21 protein-coding genes and 1 riboswitch are annotated in these 24,873 nt (G+C 42.2%); of the genes, 8 read left to right on the forward strand and 13 right to left on the reverse strand.

What is annotated here, in order from left to right; translation table 11 throughout:
- Positions 1-25: 25 nt before the first annotated feature.
- The gene (locus NYE35_RS30480) at positions 26-745 is read left to right on the forward strand and encodes a DUF4386 domain-containing protein (RefSeq protein ID WP_076099759.1); all 720 of its coding nucleotides are present in this window, start codon (positions 26-28) and stop codon (positions 743-745) included.
- A gap of 8 nt (positions 746-753) precedes the next feature.
- Here NYE35_RS30480 and NYE35_RS30485 read toward each other — a convergent pair whose 3' ends face one another.
- The 8 genes from NYE35_RS30485 to NYE35_RS30520 form a co-directional block, all read right to left on the reverse strand.
- Positions 754-1,338: a Crp/Fnr family transcriptional regulator gene (locus NYE35_RS30485; protein WP_036682333.1), complete on the reverse strand. Its 585-nt coding sequence runs from the start codon at positions 1,336-1,338 to the stop codon at positions 754-756.
- Between the two features lie 14 nt (positions 1,339-1,352).
- Entirely contained in the window at positions 1,353-3,779 is a 2,427-nt protein-coding gene (gene helD, locus NYE35_RS30490) for an RNA polymerase recycling motor HelD (protein ID WP_341122376.1), read from the reverse strand.
- 380 nt (positions 3,780-4,159) lie between these two features.
- Complete coding sequence (locus tag NYE35_RS30495) at positions 4,160-5,746, reverse strand: ABC transporter substrate-binding protein (RefSeq protein ID WP_036682336.1); 1,587 nt, start codon at positions 5,744-5,746, stop codon at positions 4,160-4,162.
- 54 nt (positions 5,747-5,800) lie between these two features.
- Entirely contained in the window at positions 5,801-6,682 is an 882-nt protein-coding gene (locus NYE35_RS30500) for a carbohydrate ABC transporter permease (protein ID WP_036682338.1), read from the reverse strand.
- Between the two features lie 40 nt (positions 6,683-6,722).
- Positions 6,723-7,643, reverse strand: coding sequence for an ABC transporter permease (locus NYE35_RS30505; RefSeq protein WP_036682339.1), 921 nt, complete (start codon positions 7,641-7,643; stop codon positions 6,723-6,725).
- A 195-nt stretch (positions 7,644-7,838) separates the two neighbouring features.
- Entirely contained in the window at positions 7,839-9,419 is a 1,581-nt protein-coding gene (locus NYE35_RS30510) for a response regulator (RefSeq protein WP_341122378.1), read from the reverse strand.
- A 5-nt stretch (positions 9,420-9,424) separates the two neighbouring features.
- The gene (locus tag NYE35_RS30515) at positions 9,425-11,161 is read right to left on the reverse strand and encodes a sensor histidine kinase (RefSeq protein WP_038573863.1); all 1,737 of its coding nucleotides are present in this window, start codon (positions 11,159-11,161) and stop codon (positions 9,425-9,427) included.
- 100 nt (positions 11,162-11,261) lie between these two features.
- On the reverse strand, positions 11,262-11,696 hold the full coding sequence (locus NYE35_RS30520; protein WP_038573865.1) for an Lrp/AsnC family transcriptional regulator: 435 nt from the start codon (positions 11,694-11,696) through the stop codon (positions 11,262-11,264).
- 158 nt (positions 11,697-11,854) lie between these two features.
- On the opposite strand from NYE35_RS30520, the gene NYE35_RS30525 reads away from it, so the two are divergent.
- The 5 genes from NYE35_RS30525 to NYE35_RS30545 all read left to right on the forward strand — a co-directional run bounded on the left by NYE35_RS30525 (position 11,855) and on the right by NYE35_RS30545 (position 16,142).
- Positions 11,855-12,319 carry a VOC family protein gene (locus NYE35_RS30525; protein ID WP_038573867.1) on the forward strand — a complete coding sequence of 155 codons (465 nt, stop codon included), beginning with the start codon at positions 11,855-11,857 and terminating at the stop codon, positions 12,317-12,319.
- Positions 12,320-12,705: 386 nt separating this feature from the next.
- Positions 12,706-13,293 carry a class I SAM-dependent methyltransferase gene (locus tag NYE35_RS30530; RefSeq protein WP_341122379.1) on the forward strand — a complete coding sequence of 196 codons (588 nt, stop codon included), beginning with the start codon at positions 12,706-12,708 and terminating at the stop codon, positions 13,291-13,293.
- Between the two features lie 224 nt (positions 13,294-13,517).
- A complete protein-coding gene (locus NYE35_RS30535; RefSeq protein WP_341122380.1) occupies positions 13,518-14,060 on the forward strand; it encodes a sigma-70 family RNA polymerase sigma factor in 543 nt (180 codons plus the stop codon).
- Entirely contained in the window at positions 14,053-15,213 is a 1,161-nt protein-coding gene (locus NYE35_RS30540) for a DUF4179 domain-containing protein (protein ID WP_341122381.1), read from the forward strand. Before NYE35_RS30535 ends, NYE35_RS30540 begins: the two co-directional genes overlap by 8 nt.
- Before the next feature lie 23 nt (positions 15,214-15,236).
- Positions 15,237-16,142: a DUF5643 domain-containing protein gene (locus NYE35_RS30545; protein ID WP_341122383.1), complete on the forward strand. Its 906-nt coding sequence runs from the start codon at positions 15,237-15,239 to the stop codon at positions 16,140-16,142.
- A gap of 105 nt (positions 16,143-16,247) precedes the next feature.
- Here the strand turns inward: NYE35_RS30545 and NYE35_RS30550 are convergent, their stop codons facing one another.
- From NYE35_RS30550 to NYE35_RS30565, 4 genes are all read right to left on the reverse strand, one after another.
- Positions 16,248-17,465, reverse strand: coding sequence for a sensor histidine kinase (locus tag NYE35_RS30550; protein WP_076143910.1), 1,218 nt, complete (start codon positions 17,463-17,465; stop codon positions 16,248-16,250).
- A gap of 321 nt (positions 17,466-17,786) precedes the next feature.
- Positions 17,787-19,169 (reverse strand): amino acid permease, encoded by a 1,383-nt coding sequence (locus NYE35_RS30555; protein ID WP_036682353.1) that lies wholly within the window; start codon positions 19,167-19,169, stop codon positions 17,787-17,789.
- A gap of 147 nt (positions 19,170-19,316) precedes the next feature.
- Positions 19,317-19,399: riboswitch (glycine riboswitch) on the reverse strand.
- 244 nt (positions 19,400-19,643) lie between these two features.
- On the reverse strand, positions 19,644-20,351 hold the full coding sequence (locus tag NYE35_RS30560; RefSeq protein ID WP_076296980.1) for a DNA alkylation repair protein: 708 nt from the start codon (positions 20,349-20,351) through the stop codon (positions 19,644-19,646).
- A gap of 70 nt (positions 20,352-20,421) precedes the next feature.
- Positions 20,422-20,976, reverse strand: a complete 555-nt coding sequence (locus NYE35_RS30565) for a TetR/AcrR family transcriptional regulator (RefSeq protein WP_036682356.1) — start codon at positions 20,974-20,976, stop codon at positions 20,422-20,424.
- Between the two features lie 166 nt (positions 20,977-21,142).
- Between NYE35_RS30565 and NYE35_RS30570 the strand changes: the two genes are divergently transcribed.
- Positions 21,143-22,615, forward strand: coding sequence for a DHA2 family efflux MFS transporter permease subunit (locus NYE35_RS30570; RefSeq protein ID WP_036682358.1), 1,473 nt, complete (start codon positions 21,143-21,145; stop codon positions 22,613-22,615).
- A 95-nt stretch (positions 22,616-22,710) separates the two neighbouring features.
- On the opposite strand, the gene NYE35_RS30575 is transcribed toward NYE35_RS30570, so the two are convergent.
- Complete coding sequence (locus tag NYE35_RS30575) at positions 22,711-23,238, reverse strand: pyridoxamine 5'-phosphate oxidase family protein (RefSeq protein WP_038573887.1); 528 nt, start codon at positions 23,236-23,238, stop codon at positions 22,711-22,713.
- A gap of 153 nt (positions 23,239-23,391) precedes the next feature.
- On the opposite strand from NYE35_RS30575, the gene pdxR reads away from it, so the two are divergent.
- Complete coding sequence (gene pdxR, locus NYE35_RS30580) at positions 23,392-24,822, forward strand: MocR-like pyridoxine biosynthesis transcription factor PdxR (protein ID WP_038573889.1); 1,431 nt, start codon at positions 23,392-23,394, stop codon at positions 24,820-24,822.
- Positions 24,823-24,873 lie beyond the last annotated feature (51 nt).

Here is a 24,873-nt window from a genome sequence, read left to right on the forward strand (position 1 = left end):
TAAAAGTCCTTTAGGAGGCTATCTTATGGCTATCTCAGAAAAAGACCTGTCGAATCAGCGCAAGTCCGCTTTAACAGCTGGAATATCACTGATCATCATGACCATTGCTTCATTTTTTTCATATGGCTTTGTCCATGGGACTCTTGTTGTGCAAGGCGATGCCAGTGCCACATTTATTAACATCGTATCTTCCAACAACCTTTTCAAAGGGGAAATCTTGGGCTGGATCATCATTATGATTGCTGACATTCTGGTCGCCTGGGCGTTTTATATGTTTCTAGAACCCGTCAACCAAAATCTTTCATTACTCGGCGCATGGCTCCGTTTAACCTATTCCGCTATATTGGCAATCTCTATCTTAACCTTGATATTTGTGCTGCTGTTCACGGGAAACACAAATGGCTTTTCCACATTAACAATCGAACAAACTCAAGCATTTATGATGTTATTTCTGGATGCATTTCAATTCATTTGGTCTATGGGGTTAGTCGTTTTTGGCGGGCATTTGTTAATAGTGGGCTATGTGGCTTTAAAATCCGATGTCATTCCTAAAGTAATCAGCATCCTGCTGCTGCTTGCTTCAATAGGCTATATTATCATTCATCTAAGCAAAATGTTTCTCACACAATATGAGGCAGTCATTACAACACTTAATTTTATTTTTACTATTCCTATGATTGTAGGAGAACTAGGCTTTGGGATATGGCTACTGCTTAGAGGTGGAAAAATCCCCAAAAGTGTATAACGATTTTGCTATTCATCACCGGAATGAACCCGCTTCTTAATTCTACTTAATGACTCTGGCGTAATCCCCAAATAACTGGCTAGTTGATGTTGGGGGACACGGGTAAGTAAATGAGGTCTTTTTTGTAACAAGGCTTTGTAACGTTCTTCAGGATTGGAAGCAATAAAGGAAGTCAACTCATCCTGAACCTCACCCAGGTTTTCCTCTACCATTTTGCGTATCATGGTTTCCAGCTGAGCGTGTTTATGGAGCATATCCTGTTCCGCATTAAGATCACCAACCACCAATATGCTGTCTTCTAGGCAGGTTAAGGTGTACGCTGAGGGTCTACTCTCTTGATGCCGATTAAAAATCGAAACCGCTTGCTCTTCCGTATAAAAATTAGATGTGACTTCTTTGCCCGATTCATCTACCGAGGACTGCCTCACACATCCCTTTAACACAAAAAAACATTTTGAGGGAACGTCTCCTTGTCTAAGGAGTACCGTTCCCTTCTTGTATTCCTCAATAGGAATACCTTCAACAATATCCTGCTGTTCCATTTCGTTAAGAGATGTAAATTTACTCATATACTTATACAATATGCTTTTCATTTATCTCTCCAATCTCATTGCACGACCTCATATAAAGATACCTCTAACCGCTGAATAAAGTGTGACCAATCACCCGTTGTGTACAGCAGAAGCCGATGCATCGCACGCGTACAGGCTGTATAAAAAAGCTTGCGTTCGCTTTCCCGATCATACGTCTGTGTGGAAGCATCATAAATCAGTACGGCGTCGAATTCAACCCCTTTTGCGAGATAAGCGGGAATTACTAAAATGCCCTTCTCAAAAGTGAGCGTCTCCTTCGTAATAAGCCGCAGAGCTTCGCATCCTTGTTTCTTTAATTCTTCATAGGCCGCACGGCTTTCAGCTGCAGTCTTGGTAATAACGGCAATAGAGTCGAGCCCTTCAGCCATCAGCGCCGCGAGATCCTCTTTAATTCTTATCGCCCGCTCTACGTCGCTACTCGCCTTCACTAGGAACGGCTTCTCACCCTCTCTTTCAAAAGGTACGATCTCCTCCTTAGGCAGCAACGCCTTCGTAAACTCCACAATCTGACGAGTTGATCGATAACTTCGAATTAGACGGATCAGGCTCGTTTCATCTTCCCCATAAAGCCGGATCAAAGGCGAATCCACCTCGTGCAAATTCGTTGCTTGCGGGAAAATCGCTTGGCCGAAATCGCCGAGCACAGTCATGCGCGCGCGGGGAAACAGCTGTTTGAGAAACGCGTATTGGAACGGCGAATAATCCTGGCCTTCATCGATAAACAGATGCCGCACCTCTGTGTTCATACGAGTCCCCTCGACAAGTTCTTTTAAATACAGGAATGGAGTCGCATCCTCGCAAAAGAGTTCATCGCGGCTCAGCTTTTCCTTCGTTTGCTTACAGATCCCCTGCCACTGAGCAGGCAACTCAGTCTCGTTTGTCATTCTCCGATAGATGGTTTCATCAATAAACAACTGATCGTATAACCCAATCGTATCTATGAACTTGAACCGTTTGACATCGCGTCTCAGCGGTTTAAAGTGCTCCTTCACAATCATGCGGCGCAGCAGTTCTTCTTCCTGCAGACCAAAGTCAAAAACGTTCTCTTCCCCTTGATCCTGATTAGGAAAATCCCCATAGTTCTCAAGATACTGAGTCGTAAAATCAAAGACGGCTTCCTCCCGCCGATATTTCTTAAGTATCTCACTGTAGGCTTCGGCATACTGATCGGTATCGAGGTAATCGAGTTCATCTTGAACCCAGAATGCCTCCTGTTCCTGACGCTCCAGCGAAGCCAACTGACGCAGTAGCCATTCACGCAATAAAACGATGCGATTAGCCAAACGAATGGAGCTATCATAGCTGTAAAATTGCGATTCCATCTGCTCCGCAGTAATCAACTCGCGATCCCGAAAGCGGATACTATGAAACAACATCCCTTCCTTCCCTAACCACAACGCATAGTTTTGCAGAGCATGCAGAAAAGCTTCTGAAGCTTTATACTGCATGCCAGTTAGCCGCGCTTCATACTCTGGAGAAGCTTTGGACGTCAGTACATATTCAATCTGCTCGAACGGGTCCTCTAGACGAAGCGTAGATCCAAGCCAATAATCAATATACTCCTGAAAGGTAGTTTGCTGCATATTCTCTTCGCCAAGCTCGGGAAGCACCGTGGATACATAACTGTTAAACATCGGGTTAGGCGAAAAAAGAACAATCTGATCCGCCTTGAGCCTATCGCGGTGTTTATATAGCAAATAGGCTACCCGTTGCAGCGCTGCGGATGTTTTCCCACTGCCCGCAGCCCCCTGCACAATGAGCATACGACTACTATCGTTGCGGATAATAGCATTCTGTTCCTTCTGAATAGTCGCCACGATGCTCTTCATTTGTGAATCCGCACCCTTACCAAGCACCTGCTGAAGTAATTCATCACCGATCGTTAAGCTCGTATCGAACACGTTCTGAAGCTGACCCTGACGGATCTGGTATTGCCGCTTCAGCATCATCGTTCCCGAGATTTGTCCTCCCGGTGTATCGTAAGAGGCGGGGCCTGGCGAATGGTCATAATACATACTTGCAATAGGTGTCCGCCAGTCATATACCAGAAAATTCACACCTTCTGCATCGATGAAAGACGTCACCCCGACATAGATTTGCTCACTGGAGTTCAACCCATCTTCTTGAAAGTCCATTCGTCCAAAATAGGGCGACGGCAGCAGCCATTTCATGTTCTTATAACGCTGCATCCGTTGGCGGTGACTACGCTCCCGTTCAGACAACAACGCTTCTTGCTGTTTTATACTGTAAAAGGTCTCCTCGAAATCCTCATGTGTGCTCGTATTGACCGTAACTTCCTCCCAAAACCGCTTGCGGATGTCCGTTACCTGTTCACGTAATCCTGTCACTTCCGGTTCCAGCTCGCCAATCTTTGATTGCAATTCTTCCGTGACCAAATCTAGCCGTTCCTGTTCTCGCTGCCAATCTTTTTCGTTTAACATTTTTACTAACACGCTCCTTTTCAAGGTTGTTATCAAGAAGCAAAAATACAAATTTGACAAACTGCTAATCCGCATGGTATTATTAATGTATAAATAAGATGTAATAAATCTGTCTAAAATACGCGAATTAACAGTGGTCTTCTCATATTATCACGTTATTTCGTTGTGCGCAAATTATATATTAAGAAGAACCGGCAGCTCATGCCGGTTCTTCTTTTTTATTCCTTTTGACAAAGAGTATCCGTTCTCCTGAGTTTACTGATTTTCAGCGACTGTGGGGTCCGCTGTGTCCGATAGCGACTTCACCCGCGGATGAGTTCAATTAAACAGGGAGACCTAACAGCCATTTGATGACTGTTAGGTCTCCCTTATTCCTTATCTTATTTGTTTGCCAAAAAAGCATCAATTTGAGTTTGCAGTTCGGTTTGGATTTTATCAATGCCAGCGGACTTCAGTTGCTTGTTCAGATCTTCAAGACCTTTATCGATATCTTTAATTACGCCGTATTCGAGCGGAATCGCATAACGGAGCATTACGTTACCAATGTTGGCAATTTCCGTTTTCACTTTGCTGTTATCGAATACAAAGGTTTCAAGCGCGTAGTGATAGACATTTGCTTCCCAGCCTTTAGCCAGATCGTTTGCTTCTTGCGGGAATGCTTCATTGTCACGGTTAAGTGGCGAGTTGAAGTTCCAGTTAGAGAAGCCCATAAAGTTCGGATTCTTTTCAAGTGCTTTATATTTGTCATCGCCAACCGCTTCGTAATGTACACCGCTAAGGCCGTACATCATCAGGTCGTGCAGTTCTTTATCATTTTGCATCAGATCGAGGAACATCAAGGAGCGTTCCACATTTCTGGAAGTAGCGTGGATCGAAGTACCGTTTTGTGTTGAAATTGCCACTGATTTCTTCTTGCCTTGGTTGATGTCAGCCAAAGCTACTTCATAAGGGGAATTCTCTTGGCGCATCAAAGCCATAAGTGCTCCAAGTGTTCCGTTGTTGTGTGTAATCGATGCTGTTTTGCCTGCTTTAAAATCGGCCTGATGATCATTTTTACTGTTAAGGACGTTTTTCGACCATGCATTGTTATCAGCAAGATCTTTGTAATATACGAGTAGATCTTTAAACTCTTGGGTTTCATATACGTTAAATACTTGCCCTTTTTCATCCGTCAATTTGAAAGCAAACGGAAGGTCGAGATCAAACATATTCCATTCGTTTTGCTGCTTCAGCAATACACGGTCCAAATTATGAAATTTCCAGTCTCCTGTTTCCGGAGTGAACGGTGTAATTCCTTTTTCGTTTTGCGCTATGGTTTTCAAGTAAGTGGCATACGCTTCTGGGCTGTTGATCTCAGGAAGATTGTATTTCTTACGCAAATCCTCACGGTACAAAATCAGTTTTTCAACGGATTCCCCTCTGTTTTGTGGAACCATGTACAGTTTGCCGTTTACTTTAGCCTGATCCCAGCTCACATCAGACATGGCTGCTAAAGTCTGCGGCATATATTTGGTAAGCAGCTCATCAGTCAATTCCAGGAATCCGCCTTTCAACGCCTGGTCATTGTAGCCAGCCCAGTTTGCCGAATAGATGAGGTCAAAATCTTCATTTGCTGCCAGCTTCAACGGATATTTTTGCGCCCAGTCCGACCAATCCAGGAACTCGCCCTCTACAGTAGCATTAATTTTTTCTTTCAGCTTTTTATTAATCTCAGCAAAAACGCTATCATAGTCTATCGGTTTAGGGCCAACAAAAATCATTTTCAGCTTCACTTCTTTTGAGGTATCAAGGGTGTCTGAGGTAGTTGCAGGTTCTGAGGTGTTCGTAGTGTCGCTTCCCCCCTCTGACGCATTATTTGTAGCCTGTGCAGAAGTATTAGCATTGTTGTTTCCACCACCACATGCACTTAGAATCATTACGAAGGTTAAAACGAGCGCTAGCATTATCAATCTATTTCTCTTCAGCATCTCAAGCCTTCCCCCTTGTGTTTAATTATATTGATAAACCGAGTGTCCCCGGGTTCATCCTTTCACAGCACCAATCGTCAAACCTTGGACAAAATACCTCTGCACGAATGGATAAGCCAGCAAAATCGGGCCAGTGGCCACAACTGTCATCGCCATTTTCAAACTCTCGGTTGGGATCGATGTCGTTACGACTGCCCCTGCACCCATCATCGCTTTGCGCATGCCATCCATATTGCCTAGCATTTTATACAAATAATATTGAAGCGGCATCAAGTTTTCATTCGATACAAACAGCAATGCATTGTACCAGTCATTCCAGTAGGCTAGTGCTAGAAACAATCCAATGGTAGCTAACGCCGGCTTGGACAGCGGCAGGATTAGACGAGCATAGATCTTAAAGTCGCCTGCACCGTCAATTTTTGCTGATTCTACAATCGCTTCCGGAATGCTGCCCATAAAAGACTTCATAACAATGATATAAAAGACATTGAGCATCATCGGAACCACTAAGGCCATCAGCGTATCCTTCATATGCAGGTAGTTGACCATAAGCAGATACCACGGAACTAAACCGCCGCTGAACAAAGTCGTAAAGAAAAAGAAGAATGAAAATTTATTGCGCCACTTAAAATCTTTTCGGGATAGCGCATAAGCAGTCATCGAAGTCAGAAACAAGCCAAGCACCGTGCCGAGTATAGTAACCCCTATTGTCACTATATAGGCTTGAATCATCTGTTCGGGATACTTAAACAAAATGCTGTAGGCCTCGGTTGAGAAGGCCGTCGGTATAAATTGATAACCATCCGTTAGGATTTTGGTTTCTTCCGTAAAGGATGAAGATACGACAAGTATAAAAGGGAAAATACATAAAACTGAGAGAAAAATCAGGGACACATAACCAATACCTGAAAATATTTTACGATCGAGCTGCTTCATATCGTTACCTCCATTATGAAAGACTTAACTCCTGATACGATTAGAACAGAGCGCGGTCTTTGTCGTATTTACGGACAGCATAGTTCACTGACATGATCGTCGCAAAGCCAAGAACGGACTGGAAAACACCAGCTGCAGCTGACATGCCGATATCATTCGAAGTAATCAGTGACCTAAATACGAAAGTGTCGATAACGTCTGTCGAGGAGAACAGCAAGCCGTTGTTGCCGATCATATTATAGAACATCCCGAAATCACCACGGAAAATATTTCCGACCGCCAGCAGCACCAGAATAATAATCGTCGGATACAAATTTGGAATGGTTACTTTCATAATTCGCTGAAAAATATTAGCCCCATCAATTTCGGCCGCTTCATACATTTCTGTATCTATCCCCGTAATCGCAGCCAAGTACATTACCGTTCCGTATCCGAGACTTTTCCATGCAGAAACTATAACCAGGATATACGGCCAATAGGAAGGTGTATTATAAATATCGACAGGCTGGAGTCCGATACCTCTGAGCAAAGCATTCACGGTGCCAATATCATAATTGAGCAGGTTATAAGCAATCGCTCCGACAACGACCCATGAGATAAAGTAAGGCAGGAACAACGCCGATTGTGTGATTTTGCGGAACCATTTACCACCGACCTCAAACAACATAATCGCTGCAAAAATTTGCAAACTGTTATTGACGACGATAAACGCAATGTTATATAGTGCTGTATTTCGTGTTACCCGCCAAGCATCGCCTGATTCAAAGAAAAAGCGGAAGTTGTCGAGTCCGTTCCAGGCACTTCCAAAAATACCGCCCGCGTAATCGTAATGCTTGAAGGCAATAATAATACCCGCCATCGGGACGTAGGCAAACAGAAGGAAAAAAGCAACCGCCGGAGCCAGCATCAGCAAGAGAACCCTGTAATTTTTCAAATCGCTCCAAAATGTATGCCCTTTCATCTTTGCACCCCTCTCTTCTCTATATCTCTCATTATAAAAGGGCGAAGACGCTTAGATAATTCAGCGAAACAACTAAACATAATACTAATTCAACGATTCGACAAAAAAAGGTTAGCGGATAAACCAAAAACACCCGGCAGCGATTCTCCAATAACAGAAAAATCATCGCCGGGTTTTCATTTCACCGCTGTTTTGTTAGATTTTATTTTTCTTCCGGTACTCGCCGGGCGACATGCCCATGTATTGCTTGAACTGTCTGTTAAAATAAATAATATTTTTATATCCGGCTTGTTCCGCAATCTCATACACTTTCTTAGTCGGATCTTCGAGCAGCTCGCATACCCGTTTCATCCGTAATTCACTTAAAAAATCGCTGAATAAACTGTTGGTTTCAACCTTGAACAAATGACCCAGATAGTTAGGCGTAAAATCGAAGTGGGCGGCCACTTCGTTCAGCGTTATTTTTTGATCTAATCTTTCTTTCACATATTCCGTGATTTCATCAATTAACTTCCGCTTTTGTCTTTGCCGTTTCAAATAAAGCAGCTCCGACAACTCAAAGAACCTTCTTCTCAGCCACGAGAGAATATCATGCACCGTTTCGAACTGAAACAGCACAAAGGGATGATGCGAATCCCAATTTAAAATCTCGTATAGATGCTCGTTCATTTGCTGCAGATCGGCATGAAGCTTGGAGGTAATTCGAATAATGATATCGTAGATGTCGTTTTTCTGGGAGAGCGGACTGTCCCCGGCAAACAGCTTCAGCAAACAATCATCAATGGTGGTAAGGTCGTAGTCGAGCATCGCTTTAAGCATCCGGTCCACAATAACCTCTAAATCTGAGGCGATTTTTTCCTTCGGGCTCCATTCCGAAGCATCTTGGATGATTCTGTTTTTCCCAACAATCCATTTAATACTTAAAGCAGCCTGAGCTTGCCGATAGGAATCATGCAGCTTACCCAGTTCTGTTGTGTACATCCCTCTTCCAATCGTAATTGAACAGGAGAACTCCTGATAGAATGACCGAATGAGCTCTTCCATCAAAGCGGTAAAATATTGTTCCTGAACCGCAGCTAGGATCACAAAATGATAGTCATAGGTTGTGATGACCATGCCTAAATTTTGATCTTGCGCGAACTTCCGGATAAACTGATTGGCGGTGCTGCTCCATAAACTCCGCTCTTCTTCCGTCCAAGTTTGGATTTTCCGTGCCATATCGTCGATCTCGACGATGGCGACCGCCGACGCGCCTTGTAAGTATGACGTGAGAACGTTGTGAATGTGCGTCTCGACCTGCCCCGGGGCAGTCTCGTTAAACCAGCGCAGCAGCAGCTCCTGATTCACAAGCGTCAGTGTTTCCGACAAGGAAATATGCTGCTTCCTCTCCTTCTCAATCTTGGCGCAGAGTTCAGTCAGCGTCTTATTCAACTCGTCATCATCGACGGGTTTAAGCAAATAACCGGAGGCATTTAATTGAATCGCCTCTTTGGCATAGTTGAAATCCTGATGTCCGCTAATAAAAAGCAGATGGACCTCAGGGTTAATCTCCTTCGCTTTCCGGGCAAATTCCACACCTGACATAATCGGCATGCGGATATCGGAGAGAATGATATCAACGCGGTGCTGCTCCATCATTTTTAAAGCGGAAAAACCGCTCGTTGCCGTTCTCACGCTATGCAAAGGCAAATGATCACTGCCCGCCACCCGCCGTCTCAGCCATTCCAAATCGATCACTTCATCATCCACCAGCAGAACGTTGATCTCCATCGCCATACTATTTACTCCCCCATAACTTCCCGGATTTCCGCATTATCCACCGGTAAGATAATTTGAACGGTCGTTCCTGCCCCAAAGTAACTGCCGATATGAATGCCGAAATCATTGCCGTATCTCAGCTTGATTCGTTCCTCCACGTTTCTCAGTCCATAGCTGCTCGAATGGAATGAGCTCGAACGCATATTTCGCAGTGTGTCCGCCCGCATACCAATTCCGTTATCGATAACCTTAAGCTCGATGCGTTCACCCAGCCGTTTTCCGGTAATCCGGATCGCAATCGTCTCCCCAAACCAAGCATGCTTGAATATATTTTCTACAAATGGCTGCAAAATCAGCTTGATGATGGGAACCTGTAAAATATCAGGATCAATATCATAATAAACCTCAAAAGCATCGGCATACTTTACCCTCTGAATTTCAAGGTACATCCTTACCTGCTCCAGCTCTTTTTCAAGAGAGATATAGACATGTCCTTCATTCAAGGTGAGGCGATAGAATTTAGAAAGACCTTGTACCATCTGTGTAACCTTCTCAACTTCGCCCAAATTGGCCAAGCTGCCAATGGTCGACAATGTATTGTACAAAAAGTGCGGACTGATCTGAGCTTGAAGCACATCCAGTTCTGCTTGCTTTTTCTGAATACCTTGCTCATAGACGTTCTGGATCAAGTCCTGGATGCTAGTCGCCATCTGATTAAAACTATTAGCAATGTAGACAAATTCATCGTTCCCGGCAAACCCAATTCTTTTATAAAAATTCCCTTCCTGAAACGACCGGACCAAATATACGATTCGCTTAATTTTTTTGCCTGATATGCGGGCAACGAGGAAGCCGATCACCGCCATGACTAAAAAGCTGATTAAACAAACCGTGGTGATCACCTTCTGCATTCGGCTAGCATCTTTATTTAAGTATGCACGCGGCACCCGTACCTCGATAGCATAGTCAGACAACGGAATATCTTCACTAATGATCAGATAAGCATCTTGCTTCGCATGTTCATCGACAATACCTTGTTCATAAAGCGTTAATCCACTAACCCTATCCACTAGGCGAAGGTCTATGCCCTGTTCAATTGGAAAGGTATCGAAATTGCCAAAAAGCTCGTCAATTCTCGCCGTGACGCGAATATAACCAATAATCGACGGGCCTCCCTTGGAAGAAACCAGCTTGCGGAAATACGAAATATTGCTTAGTTCACTGTCGCTGTCCGCCTGAAGCCACAAGCTGTCTTTGTTATTGGCAACGATCGACTTGAACCATTCCTTATTTTCAATAACCTGATCAGAAAGAATATAATAATCGCTTCTACCGATAGGTACAGACATATCATCACCGGGGATTTCAAGCATCGTCTCATTCGCGGTATAAAGCACAAGTCTCAGATTGTTCCCATACAATTGCAGAGGGGCTTTCATATAAGGAACGATGTCATCCCTCATTTTGAGCATGTTTTCCAATGCATCTCCCCTAAACTGCAGAGCATTCTGAAAATTCGTATTGAGAAACAGCGAGTTAGTCATTCGTTTGATTTCATCTGTCTGATATTCGATATTGTTCCTCGTCTGCTTCAAAGCTGTCCGGACATTCGTTTCCGCCATTTCCGTTCTGGACTCTACGAGCATCGTATAAGCTATATAACCCACCAATACATCTGTCAGCAATACTAGAATGAGGTACGGTATCATCATCTTATAGGTGAACGGAATATACTTTTTACTAAATAAAAACCTCTCCATACCCATGCTCCCTTGTATCCGAGTCAATGCTAACGTTGTTTTCATCCATTCTACAATGGAATGAAAGCGGTTACTAGATATTGTGTTTGGAAAATGGGCTTTAGAGCAACACCCTGTTTTCCAATATATTTTTCAGACTGATATGAGATTTTGAAGGTCCAAACTTTATAAGGTTGTCTTGGAATTCAGCTAACTCCTCAATCGACGCGGTTTGCACCTTTATGAGATAATTATATTCACCGCTAATCCGATATAAATCGGTAACTTCCATAGCATTTTTGCAAAAATCCGTAATCTCTTGGCAATGTTCTGTTTTTAATAGAATAAACGTAGTTGTGCCCCGATCCAGATCTCGTAGATTAAAAGCTGTATGATACCCAGAAATGATATTCCTTTCCTCCAGTTTGATCATTCGTTCTTTAACAGAGGGTTGTGACATCGAAACCTCTTTGCTGATTTGTGAAATGGACATTCGGGCATTGTACTGAAGTAATTGCATAATCTTTTTATCAATGTCATCTATAAGTTGTTCCATAGCAAGCGCCTCCTAAACTCATTTTATAAAATAAACTGATTCCACTAAAATACCTTAAATTTAATAACCATATTACTACAAAACACTTATCTTATATATATATCTCATATTTTAATACAACTATAATAAATATATATTAAAGTTGGGAGCGATTATAAATGAGTGTAAAAGGCCTTGCACATGTAGCGATTCAAGCCAAAGACTATAAAGCAACTATTTCTTTCTATATTGACGTTTTAGGATTTAAGCTAGGTCATCATTGGAGTCTGCCATCCTTTCAGATCAAAGAAGCCTCCATGCTGATTTCACCTGACCGCAGAACCTGCATTGAGATTTTTGATAATGATGCAGTCATCGCCGCTCAAGGAAAAAAAGCCTTGTCTGATGAAGATATAGCGCACGGAGCGTTATTACATCTTGCCTTCTATGTAGATAATGTAGAGGAGATGTATCAAAAAGCCCTGGCACATGGGGCAAAAGCTTTTATAGCACCGGACTCTCTGTCTCTGGGCGAACCGCCTCTTCTAATAAAAAACGCGATCATTCACAGTCCCAATGGAGAAGTTATTGAATTTCTTGAAGAGGTTGATTTTGATATTTCCAGCAAAGTTCATGTAGAATAAACGCTAGGGAGGGTTATGAATTATAAAACATACCATTCTCAGTAAAAAGTCGCTTTTCCTCTTAATTTTTTTGATATTTCTTATAGGAGTCTACTTTTTATTCTTTGGACTTCCGTGGAAGTCTCTGGCTTTAAAAAAGCAATTTGAAATCTATTTAGAAGATAAATATCAAATCGATTTCCAGCTGGGTAAGATGGATTTTGATTTTATACATCGCACTTACCTTTCTTATGCCCATCCAGTAAATGATCCCACTCTGATTTTTTATGTAGGTCAAGATATTGAAAGCAAGGAAATTCAGGATCTTTATAAATATCAAGTTGATAAACGAAATGCTGGGAGAAAGTAAGAGAATTTGAAGCCAACTTCTAGCAGATGAAGAAGGAATGATCGTATTGATTGTGATTCAAGCCATCGCTTGGCTCATCGCCTTCGTGGTCTTGTTATCCATGGTGTCGATTGTGCTGGTGAGCTGGAGGAACGGGATATCGCCGATGCCTACGTCAAAATCTGTACGCTCGGCTGTTGCCGTTGAGGTGAATCGGATTCCGGGATATAGCAGCATTGTGGAGGCGGGATCGGGTTGGGGAACACTTGGCATGGATGTTATTCGCCAATGTCCAGGCAAAAGGCTGACAGGCATTGAAAATTCCAGTATTCCCTTATGGACATCCCAGTTGCTTACTAGGTTCGGCACACGTATGCTGCGAGCAGCCAAAGGCCAGAATCTGCTCCACGGAAGGCTCCGTTATGTACGTGGGGATATTTATAGCAGTTCTTACGAGCATGCGGATATTGTTCTTTGTTACTTATTTCCCGGAGCGATGAAACGGCTGGCGGAAAAGTTCAAGCGTGAGCTACTGCCGGGTGCGGTGGTTATTAGCATTTGTTTTGCCCTTCCAGGCATGCAGCCTGTCCGTACCATAACATGCACGGACACACTGCGTACCAAGGTATATGTATACACTTTTTAATTCAGGATTACCCCACTACTTCTTTTCAGTTAAGGTGGTAATTCTGGATTTTTTTCAGTTTATCCACTCGAAACTCCCCTTGCCAAAAACAATGAATTGCACGGACTTTATACCACTACCGAGGTAAGTGATTTGTCCAGGAGAATGAATTTTATCCTAAATATAACTTTTTGTATGTCTTCTCCATCTAATTATACAGAGGGCCCTCAAGGAGGAAAAATCATTTGCAGGAAAACGAACTGGATATCAAAAAAGCGCAGAAAGGCGACCACGAGGCGTTTACCCGTCTTTTCAGGCAACTGGAATCCCAGTTGTACAGATTAGCCAAAACCATTCTGCTAAAAGATGAAGATTGCGCGGATGCTCTTCAGGAAACAACACTGAAGGTGTATAAAGGGTTGGCCAACCTTAAGCAGCCTAAGTTTTTCAAAACCTGGGTTATACGCATCCTGATTAATGAATGCAATCAGTTACTTCGTATGCGAGAACGAACTATAGCTGTGGCGGAAATTCCCGAGGAACCGGTCGTTTCCTATGTACATTTTGAAGATTCAGGCAACGTAGACCTGCAAAGCTTCATTAATCAGTTGGACGAATCCCTGCGGCTTGCTATCGTGCTTTTTTATTATGACGATTTATCCATTAAGCAGATTGCAGATGTGCTCGACATCTCCGAGGGAGCGGTCAGGGCACGACTCCATCGCGCACGGAGATTGTTGTCCAAACAGATACATCCTGTGCCGGAGGAGGGTCTTGCTAATGAATAATAACAATTTAGAGAAGCAGATCAGGGAGCTAGGGAAAGCTAATATACAGGAGCTTCCTCCTTTACTACGATCACGGCAGGATTCGATTTATGCATCGCTGGCCACCATTGTCCAGGATCCTGTGGAAAAGGAAAAGAAAAAGCGGATTTATCCAAAAATCACAGCTGCTGTGACTGCGGCGATATTGTTAAGTGTTATGCTAACGGCTATCTATCCGCCTACGTTGGCCAATGCGCTCAAGCAGCTTCCCTTGATAGGTGGTATTTTTGAACGGGCAGATGATATAGGATTACAAGCGGCCCAGCGTCTGGGACTGACTTCCCGTCTAAACAGCAGTGATACGCATGAAGGGATCACCTTGTCTGCCGAAGAGGCTGTATTTGATGGCAGCCGGTTGGCATTCTCGGTGAAGCGTGAGGGAGAAGAACTGGAAGGTAAGCTAGCCGGAGTAACGATTGGAGCGGATGGGAAGCCTTTTCTAGCGGAAGGTGCGATAACCTCTGCAGAAGTATTGATCGACGGGGCTTCCCTGGAGCAATTTTCAGAAGGTCTCTGGAAAGCTATGCCGTTTCTAAGCTGGATAGAAGGTGCTGAAAGCAACACAGCTATTTTTAGACTAGTGGATTCCTCGAATTCGGGGATCTCCAACAAACGTTTTCCTGATCGATTTGTATTGACCGTAACCCTTGACTTAAACGGTATTGATGAACCGTTTGTTCTCCAAATTCCTGCGCGGAAGGCTACGATTAATAAAATTTCCACACCTGATATACGCGCACAAGTTGGAGGATGGAGTTTGATCCTGAAAAAGCTGGAATATAGTCCATTAACGACACGCCTGTCGCTCATGCTGGAACAGGATACAGACGAAGATCATACAGCATTGAGTTTAGTGGGCTTTGAAGTAAAGGATCAACAAGGACAGGTGCTGAAAGATATTTCGCAGAAAGTCCTCTCGACTTCCAATAGGTCACTTAATGTCGATTTGCTTACTGAGCCATTTGAGAAACACCCTAATATGCTCACAATCCGTGGCTATCTTTATGAGTTTGAGAACCCACAAAGTAAGAATGGAGCATTTAAAACAGACAGTTCTGGAAACCCAGTGAAGCATTATATTGACGGTCTAGAGATAAACGTGCTAGTTAAATAAAAATTAAGGAGCTTGATAATATCATGAAAAAAATGACTAAGAAGATGTCTGTAATTTTAAGTGCTGCTGTATGCCTAGGAGCGTTGGGAGTGCCAGCTTTAACTCAAGCATCCAGTGCCCAACCCGCTGTTGAAGCTTCCCTGAATACAACAAAAGTGGCCGATTCACACGATCAGCTTACTTTAAAGGGCAGTGCACAGTTTGACGGTAATTATATTAAGATCGACCTGAGCCGTGAGGGATCGCTATTTTCAGGAATGCTCGCAGGAGTAACCTTAAATGATAAAGGCGAACCCTATCTTGCAGAAGGTACTATTGTGGGAATAGACGCCAAGCTCGCTCAACCAGGAGGCATCGATTTAAAAACACCACGCTGGATCAGTGACGGAGATGCCAACAAGGCGGTTGTTGTATTGCAGACCGGATGGCTAACCGAGCAACAAAAGGCAAGCCTGGCTTCCTCTGAATTGAGTATCTATGTGAAGCTTAACGGAATCGAAAACCCGTATGTACTTAAATTTTCCCTCAAGCAAGCAGGATTAGTGCGTAATATTCAGCTGCCTGCTATAAAGAATGACAACCAATTTGAAATCAAAACCACCCGTGTTGCTGCGGGAGAGACTTCTGTGCGTATCGCTTTAGCGGTTAAAGGGGTTGCCACCCAAGGCCAGGCTTTAGGATATGACATTTATGATAATCTGGGCAATAAATTAGAATCTATTGCAAGAGATTCTATTGCAGCAACTCAAAATACGGTTTCTGAAGATTTATTGTTCGAAGCACCTCGCTCAGCCGCTGAATATCTAGTTATCAGACCTTATCAAGCCGTATTTGAAAAAGGCAACACCGGGGCTTATAAATTAGATGCCAAAGGCAATGTAGTTAAAAATTATAACAAGCAACTGGAGATCAAAATCCCTCTAAAATAATCGTTAACGCAGCAAACATAAACATATATATCTAGGAAAAGGGGATTACCTCTCCGCCGAAGGCTTGAGGTAATCCCCTTTGTTCAATTGAAAGAAGGTTCCGTATTACTGATCATTTATAGCTAAAAAGCGGATAGTAGCTGTTGTCCCCTTACCTTCAGAGCTACTATAATAAATTTCCCCGCCGTATTTTTCTACGATATTAAAGCAAATCATTAATCCTAAACCTGTTCCATTACTTTTTAATGAATAAAAAGGAGTGCCTAGCGACTTAACCTCTGCTTCTGACATCCCGCTTCCTTCATCGATGATTGTTATCTCAATAAAATTATTGTTCCTATTCGCCATAATAGAGACAGATTTACCAACTTCCGAAGCCTCTAAAGCATTTTTTATTATATTAATAAGCAGCTGCTTAAATTCAATTTTATTAATAGAAATCATGCAATCTTCTTCTACGTAGGTAACGATTTGATTATCAGATAACATTGCGTAGGAATGGAGCAATCCTGTAACACTTTCAAGTACATCCTTCACATCTACTTTTTCTAATTTTTGCTCTCCATTTGGCTTTGAAAGGGTTAGAAATTGCGAGATAATCTGTTCTACTGTGTTTAATTCATCAATCATTAATTTAAATTTTCTTTTCATAGGATCATCAAATGAAGGATCCTCATCAAAAAACTGCAAAAAACCTCTAACCACTGTCACTGGATTTCTAATTTCGTGCGCAACGGCAGCTGTTAATTGTCCAACCATCTTTAAACGCTCAGATTGCTGTAATTGTTCATAATAAAGCTGCTGTTTTTTCATCCGTTTAAATGATATTTGAAAAATGAAAAATAATAACACTTGAACCGCTATTATATTAATGAAATTGCCTAGCATATCATAATGTAAATATGTATATAAATCCCCTCTATCAATCAAGAGGATATAGCCAAATGTAATTACCATTAGTACCCCATTTATAATGAAGGAAAAATAGAACAATTTTAAATCAAAAAATAGAATAGACAGTGCAGGAATAAGACAAATGAGGATATAGGTAGTCCATGTTTGAGGATATAAAAAGAATAGCGTATAAAAATACGCAAATCCAAATAGAATGATAATCTTTCTAAAAGTATGTGTCTCATGCTTAGGGTAAATCCATAAACAAACCGTTAGAAACGCCACACATAAAAAATGAATGATATAACCAAAATCAATCCCATCTAACTCTAGGGTAGATAGTATCAATCCAAACATCATAAGAACGATGATCATTAACATTAATATGTAATAGGTTTTTCGATTCACCCGACTGTAGAACTCTCTCATGAATTCACCACTTTTAAATTGATTTTACCATTACGATAGTTATCTTACTTGTAAACTTATTGTCGAAATAAGAATTATATCAGTTGAAATAGTAATAAACAATAACTGAAAAAAACTGTAAACTCGATGATATTATAGTTTGTAAAAAATTAAAAAACCGGGAGATACCATTTTAACAGTATCTTCCGGTTTTCTGTTTAACTTTGCATATTCTTTAAGCAAACGTCCATGTAGGAACGCTTGAAACCGGCAAGGGCTCCCTGCCCAGTCGCGGTTGAATATAACCACGGCTTCTGCGCCGGTTAAAGCTTTCCTCATAAACTAGAGAGGTGTTTCGGTCCTGATTATTTTATTATCTCTTTCCCTCTTTCTTCTATTTATCGAATACAAAACAAATAATAAAATAAACCATAAAGGCGTCAACAATAATGCCGGACGAGTTTCATCAGCAAACAGCATAATTATGAGTATGATTGCAAACAAGGCTAGAACAACATAATTCACAAAAGGTGTGAACGGTGCCTTGAATTTTGATTTGGCCTGCAATTCCGGCTTCGTCTTTTTATATCGCAAATGGCAAATTAGAACGACGCCCCAAACCCAGATGAAACAAATGGCACTAATCGTTGTCACGATGCCAAAGGCCGTCTCCGGAATCAGCTTACTCAACAAAGCCCCTACAGATAAGACAAGCGTGGATATGAATAAAGCATTACTTGGCACATGATTTTTATTAAGCTTTGCAAAGTTGGCTGGAGCCTGGTCATTTCTGCTTAGATTGTATAGAATCCGGCTTGTTGAGAACATCCCGCTGTTACAAGCGGAAGCAGCTGAAGTTAATACAACGAAATTAATAACCCCCGCGGCAATCGGAATCCCCACTAAACTAAATGTTTTAACAAAAGGACTTTCTGCCGGGTTTAGTTCTGTCCAAGCGTTGATGCATAATAAGGCAATAATAGCACCCACGTAGAAAAATAGAATTCGCAAAGGTATTTTATTAATCGCCGATGGGATAGTTTTTTCTGGATTGGATGTTTCCGCTGCTGATACCCCCACCAATTCCACACCCACAAAAGCAAACACAACCATTTGAAATGAAAGTAAGAACCCGGAAATCCCGTTTGGAAATACTCCCCCATGTGCCCAAATATTACTGAGCGCAACCGTTCCGGTAGTTGTTTTGAATCCAATCACCAGTAAAACTACCCCTATGGCAATTAACGCGAGAATAGTGATTACCTTAATTAAAGCAAACCAAAATTCCAATTCGCCAAAGCTTTTTACAGTTAATAAATTGAGTCCTAATAAAATAATTAAACAAATGACTGCGGGTATCCATTGCGGGATATCAAACCAATATTGTACATAGACCCCAACAGCTATAATATCGGCCATAGCCGTCATGATCCAGCAAAACCAATAGGTCCATCCAGTTACAAACGCCGCCCGCGGTCCAAGATAGTCTTCGGCAATGTCTGTAAAAGATTGATAACCTGCTTTTGACAACAGAAGTTCTCCCAATGCCCTCATCACAAAGAAAATAGCGATACCCACGATTAAATAAGCAAAAATGATCGATGGTCCTGCCAGCTGTATAGCTTTTCCAGATCCTAAAAATAATCCGGTACCGATGGTTCCACCAATCGCAATGAGCTGAACATGTCGATTCTCTAAATCTCTCTTTAATTCTTGTGCTGCCATTTCGAACTCCCCCTTATGTGAAAAAAATAACAAGTGAAAATGATAACAAAAAAGAGATTGGATACGCTCCAATCTCTTAGGTATAAGAATAATAAATAAAATACATTTATTTATTCTGACGATGATCAGAATAACAAATGAATTATCTAGTACTCTTCTGTCCTTTTGCCTGAGATTGTGAACCCTTCGGCGCCGGGGGATTCCCCCACGGTCTCTCCAGAAGCTGCTCCTGCTATAGTGTGATCCATAGCAATCATAGCTTGCGAATTATTTAATTTTTATGTCGCTAACTTCATTTTTAATATTTTTCAATACTAATCATTGTCAAATATTTTGTCAATAACATTAATTACCGCTTTATTATTGTTCCATTAACTTTTATTGCACACAATTAAGGGCTTGTCAGCCAAGCCGCCAATTCTTCTGTCTGCAGGCACAACCTTCAATACGCTCTCCTTAGCACTCCATGACTGACTAACACCTTACATGTTTTCGTTTGAAGCCCAGCTGCGATTTATCAACTGCCTTTTGAATATTAATTGAAGCATTCAAAATCTTGCTTTTTGTACTACCGGTATGGACTTCCACCGGGCCAACTTCCTTTGCAATCTCAACCGCTTTATCATGAAGCGGCAGATAGGATACGCCCACAGTGTAGATGAAATTGTTCATTGCGTATTTCGTTCGTTCAGGGGCATCATGAATCGTATTTTTAGCAAGCTCCAACATAGCGGCCAATTTTTCTGCGGAAAATTCACTGTCCGGGCGATTTCCGAGCAGCCAGCAGTAACAGTTCCAGCCCGCCGACATTTTCAACTCTATATCACTTGCAATCCATTTATCAGAAACCTCTTGCGCAATATCCGTCTCCGCCAACGTTACTGCCACCACAAAGTCCGATAGCATATAGAAATAAGCCCCAGCAATCCACCGCTCAAAATCCGACTCTGACATTGCTTTAGGCTCCGCGATCACCCCGGCAAAATACATAGCGTCGTAATTTCCCGTAGCATAAAGCTGCTCGGCCAAGGGTTGATTATGTTTTATTTTTCTGAAGATAGGCTTCATCTGGCCTGTGGCCACACCAAAAAGCGGTTCGTGCGCGCCATTGGATAGATATATTTTCTTGGTGCGTTCCTTGCCGAGAGCTTCAAGCTCTTGCATGACCGTTTCTAAATCCATTGTTCGCACTTCCTTTTTTATGAATATTGGCTAGGGACTCAAACTTTACTTGAATATATCATAAAAGCCCTTATAAATATCTTCTTTTATACATCAAGGTAATTTGCCCCGCTATGTATTCAGCGCTATATTGGTTGCCATCCTTAATCCACCACATAATAATCCCCAGTAGTGAGGCTGCAATAATATCAACGGAGACTACCTCCTTAGTAGAGTCAATGTTCCTCGCGTTTCTTCGTTTTTCGACAGTATTTTTTAACAGGTTGGTCAAGTGGTTTTTGAAGCCTTTATGCTCAATCAATACAGCAAAAACTTTCCGGTATTCAAAAAAATAATTTAAAAAGGTGATCAGCTGCTCCTGTTCGTTGTTGCTCTTCATTTGTAATAGCGGTTCAACCTTCATGGATAGGTCATCGAAGATTTCATGTACGATCTGGCGCAATAAATCGTTAATATCCTCATAATGCAAATAAAACGTTGCGCGATTTAGTTCCGCGCGGTTGGCGATTTTTTGGACGGTCAATTGCGAAATCTCCACATTGTCGGACAATAATGAAAAAACAGCGTTTTTCAACATCTTTTTTGAGCGAATGGCTCGTGGGTCAACTCTTTTATGTTCAGTCATTTCATCCCTCTATTATCGTTTAAATGGCCTTTCATCAACTAATTTGCCTATTCTGTCGATTAGTCGACATTTTCAATAAAATTGCAAATAGGAATACTTTTTAAATCCTGATATGATTTATTTTATTGACACTATGTCGAAAAAGCAATGAAGAGAGGACTGCAACATGCAAGAAGACACTAAGAACATAAATAAAGGGATCTTATTAACCATCTTAATCTTTGGTTGTTTCTTATCCACACTCAATCAGACGCTTTTAAATGTCGCCTTAAGTAGTTTGATGGATGTTTTTGATGTCACAGCAACAACCGTACAATGGATTTCAACAGGATTTATGCTGATCAACGGGATTTTGATTCCGATTACGGCCTATTTAATGAAACGTTTTACAACACGGCAATTATTTATAAGTGCCATGTCATTTTTATTAATCGGTTCTATAATTTGTGCAGCAGCGCCGAGCTTTAGTCTACTCTTAATCGGACGGATGATCCAAGCTGCCGGTGCAGGGATTATAATGCCGCTCATGATGAGTGTTGTGCTCGCGATCTTCCCCGTTGAAAAACGTGGCAGCGCTATGGGACTGCTTGGGCTGGCGATGATATTCGCTCCTGCTATTGGGCCAACGCTCGCGGGTTTTGTTGTCGAATACCACTCTTGGCGCTGGTTATTTATCGGGCTTATTCCACTTGTCCTCATTGTTATAACGTTGGCGTTCAAGTATTTAGTGAATGTATCTGAGACGTCTAAGTCGAAGCTTGATGTGGTAAGTGTTCTTTTATCAACCGTCGGATTCGGCTTAATTTTATACGGCTTCAGTAGTGCAGGAAGTAAAGGCTGGGATGATGTAATCGTGATCCTGACCTTAGGGATTGGGGTCGTGGTAACAGCCGTATTCTGTCTTCGACAAGTCAAATCTGATGATCCACTGCTAAACCTGTCGGTCTTCAAAAATAAAGTGTTTACGATGACATCTCTTATTAACGTATTAATCACGATGATGATGTACGCAGATATGATTTTATTGCCTATTTATCTGCAGAATGGTCGCGGGTTTACAGCATTTGATGCAGGACTACTATTGTTGCCGGGCGCACTCGTAAATGCGTTCATGTCACCCGTCACCGGTAAATTATACGACCGTTTCGGTGCGAAACCGCTGTTCATCATTGGCCTATTGTTTATTATTCCATCTATGTGGGCGGTAACAGATTTATCTGAATCGACCACGTATACTTATCTAATGATTCGTACCATAGGCCTGCGAATTGGATTAAGCTTCATTACTATGCCACTCAATACAGCCGGACTAAATGCGTTGCCCAAACAACTTGGCACTCATGGTACAGCTGTGAATAATACCGTTCGCCAAATTGCCGGGGCCATTGGTACTGCTGTCGTAATTACAATTTATACAGTGCAGGCAACCAGTCATGCAACTACACTGATGCAGAATAATCCCTCCGCTACTCCTGAGATCCTTAAATCCCTTACATCGATTCTTGGAGCAAGTGACGCCTACTACTTCATGATGATTTTATCCATTGCCGCATTTGTTATAACATTATTTATGCCCACGAAAAACAAGCTCATGATTGAAAAGAAAGCAAACCTAGTTAGCAAGGAACCTCAGTTGTAACTAGTAATTGCAGAGTAAATGAAGAAAAGCCATTCCTTAGCGGAGTGGCTTTTGTTATACTTATGAGCTTTCGTCAATCATTAAAAATATCATTTTCAACTCCTTTTATACATTTTTTCTGCTTCAATAGGACTTTCTTTTGCCGTGATATGATGCGGAATTACCCGATAAACTTGAACCGGACCGCCAAATACAGCCGATCTATACTTTTCCACATGCTGCTTGGACAAGGGGCGATTATAATAACCCGGTACGTATTTATTGATCAATTCCTGAAGTACGTGTGTGGCTTCATCCAAATCTGAAATCGGTTCTGCTTGTCCAAAAATCATTACGCTCATATAAGCTGTATCCGTTTTGGCTGGTACCGGGTCTGTAATAGTTCCGTATTCCTCACATACCGTAAAACATACCTCCGGATTATCACGCATGACCTGATTACGTCTTCCATCTCCAGCCCCGTGAATATACAGTTTCCCTTCAGTCCATACATAATTAAGTGGCACAACATAAGGGAGGTTCCCATCAACCAACCCCAGATAACCTAATCTCGTTTGGTGAAGGAACCTTTCAATCTTCTCTTGATCTAAGCATTCCCTGGTCTTGTAACGAACCGAATTCATATCGAATCTCTCCTTTTATTTAAATTGCGGATACCAGCGTTGTTACGGTAGTATATCAATGAATGGATTGTATTAAAATATCCAAAATTCGCTGTTTAGAGCAATCCATAATTCGTTTTTTATGATTGGAGTTTCTATTTGGAGGTATGTACGATGATGAAAGTAATTCGCAATGATAAGAGACCAATCTGGCAGCAATTGCTTGATCAAGCGATTCATAATATTACTAGCGGAGTCTGGGCACCAGGAGAATTACTGATTCCTACCCGCGAACTTGCGCACATCGTAGGTGTCTCCCGCTCAACTATACAGATCGTCTATGAGGAATTGTTAAGTCGAGGTTATACAGTTACCTCCCGCCGGGGAGGGACGCGAGTTAGTACGTGGAAGCAAGTCACTATGTCCACGAAGGAAATAGAAACAGAGGGCCCCACACCTCCGTCACTCTCCTTGCTAGACTCAGCTGTTGATCAATTACATGACTGGTTCAGAGGTAAAGAACAGCTAGAAGTGGATATTGATTTCAGTCCCCATGAACCCTATTTGGATGAACAATTTCAAAAAAACTGGCGGCAATCGCTGCTCCAGGCATCCGCTGAAATGGATTTATCAAGCTGGGCTTACGGTAACTGCTACGGGTACACACCATTACGTGAGCAAATACAGCGTTATTTATCACTTGAACGGGGCATACATGTCCAAACCAATCAGATTCTGTTGACCTCAGGAGCTCAGCATAGTATTGACTTAATCGCACAGTCACTTTTAGCTGATGGGGACACTGTCTCAGTAGAGGATCCAGGTTTCCCAGCTGCTTGGATGGCAATGAGATACCGCCGTATGAATGTGGTACCCGTTCCCGTTGATGAGTATGGTCTAGTGGTTGAACATATTCACCCGCAATCCAAGCTGGTCTTTGCCACCCCTTCCCACCAGTGCGCAGTAGGGGTCGTTATGTCGGAGCCCCGCCGGCAACAATTGCTGTATAAGGCCGTTCAAGAACGATTTTGGATCATTGAAGACGATTATGATAGTGAATTTCGATATCGCGGGGAGCCGCTGCCAACGCTGTTTAGTCAGGCATCTAATAATACTTTGTACCTCATGAGTTTCTCTAAAATGATTGCACCAGGTATTCGTATTTCGGCTATTGTTGGATCAGTCGAGGCGATTGCTCAGCTAGCGAAGGTGCAGGAGCTGACTTACCGTCATCTTCCGATTATGGATCAGCTAACACTAACCCACTTCATTAAAAATGGTCATTTTATGCGCCATATGCGAAGAGTCAGAAATGTGTACCGGCGAAGACACGAGGTCATGGCAAAAGCTATTATGGCTAGCGGTTTAGGGGAGCGCTTCACGCTCAGTGGAGTAGAAACTGGATTACATATGTTATTAGAAGCTGAGGAAACATTCGACGAAGAAGCTGTGACAAAGTTAGCCCTACAACATGGAATACGTGTGTACCCTCTTGGGCCCTATTGTTTGGATAGCAAAAGAAAAGGATGGGTATTAGGGTTTGCAAAAGTAAATGAGGCAGCGATCGAGCAGGGCATTCATCGTCTTGCGGAGTTGATCCTATAAAATCACCTCTGCAGCACTCACAAAATTTGTTGAACAGTCCATAAACTATTT

Origin of the sequence: Paenibacillus sp. FSL L8-0494, from assembly GCF_038003695.1 — a bacterium.
GTDB lineage: Bacteria > Bacillota > Bacilli > Paenibacillales > Paenibacillaceae > Paenibacillus_AQ > Paenibacillus_AQ odorifer.

Bases quoted from the DNA above. Each gene is read 5' to 3' on its own strand.
- NYE35_RS30505 (WP_036682339.1), bottom strand. From the start codon at position 7,643: ATGAAAGGGCATACATTTTGGAGCGATTTGAAAAATTACAGGGTTCTC.
- NYE35_RS30560 (WP_076296980.1), bottom strand. From the start codon at position 20,351: ATGGATTTAGAAACGGTCATGCAAGAGCTTGAAGCTCTCGGCAAGGAA.
- NYE35_RS30495 (WP_036682336.1), bottom strand. From the start codon at position 5,746: ATGCTGAAGAGAAATAGATTGATAATGCTAGCGCTCGTTTTAACCTTC.
- NYE35_RS30520 (WP_038573865.1), bottom strand. From the start codon at position 11,696: ATGGAACAACTTATAGATGACATTGATAAAAAGATTATGCAATTACTT.
- helD (WP_341122376.1), bottom strand. From the start codon at position 3,779: ATGTTAAACGAAAAAGATTGGCAGCGAGAACAGGAACGGCTAGATTTG.
- pdxR (WP_038573889.1), top strand. From the start codon at position 23,392: ATGATGAAAGTAATTCGCAATGATAAGAGACCAATCTGGCAGCAATTG.
- NYE35_RS30485 (WP_036682333.1), bottom strand. From the start codon at position 1,338: ATGAAAAGCATATTGTATAAGTATATGAGTAAATTTACATCTCTTAAC.
- NYE35_RS30500 (WP_036682338.1), bottom strand. From the start codon at position 6,682: ATGAAGCAGCTCGATCGTAAAATATTTTCAGGTATTGGTTATGTGTCC.
- NYE35_RS30515 (WP_038573863.1), bottom strand. From the start codon at position 11,161: ATGGAGAGGTTTTTATTTAGTAAAAAGTATATTCCGTTCACCTATAAG.
- NYE35_RS30570 (WP_036682358.1), top strand. From the start codon at position 21,143: ATGCAAGAAGACACTAAGAACATAAATAAAGGGATCTTATTAACCATC.
- NYE35_RS30525 (WP_038573867.1), top strand. From the start codon at position 11,855: ATGAGTGTAAAAGGCCTTGCACATGTAGCGATTCAAGCCAAAGACTAT.
- NYE35_RS30540 (WP_341122381.1), top strand. From the start codon at position 14,053: ATGAATAATAACAATTTAGAGAAGCAGATCAGGGAGCTAGGGAAAGCT.
- NYE35_RS30545 (WP_341122383.1), top strand. From the start codon at position 15,237: ATGAAAAAAATGACTAAGAAGATGTCTGTAATTTTAAGTGCTGCTGTA.
- NYE35_RS30480 (WP_076099759.1), top strand. From the start codon at position 26: ATGGCTATCTCAGAAAAAGACCTGTCGAATCAGCGCAAGTCCGCTTTA.
- NYE35_RS30510 (WP_341122378.1), bottom strand. From the start codon at position 9,419: ATGGCGATGGAGATCAACGTTCTGCTGGTGGATGATGAAGTGATCGAT.
- NYE35_RS30550 (WP_076143910.1), bottom strand. From the start codon at position 17,465: ATGAGAGAGTTCTACAGTCGGGTGAATCGAAAAACCTATTACATATTA.
- NYE35_RS30575 (WP_038573887.1), bottom strand. From the start codon at position 23,238: ATGAATTCGGTTCGTTACAAGACCAGGGAATGCTTAGATCAAGAGAAG.
- NYE35_RS30555 (WP_036682353.1), bottom strand. From the start codon at position 19,169: ATGGCAGCACAAGAATTAAAGAGAGATTTAGAGAATCGACATGTTCAG.
- NYE35_RS30565 (WP_036682356.1), bottom strand. From the start codon at position 20,976: ATGACTGAACATAAAAGAGTTGACCCACGAGCCATTCGCTCAAAAAAG.
- NYE35_RS30530 (WP_341122379.1), top strand. From the start codon at position 12,706: ATGATCGTATTGATTGTGATTCAAGCCATCGCTTGGCTCATCGCCTTC.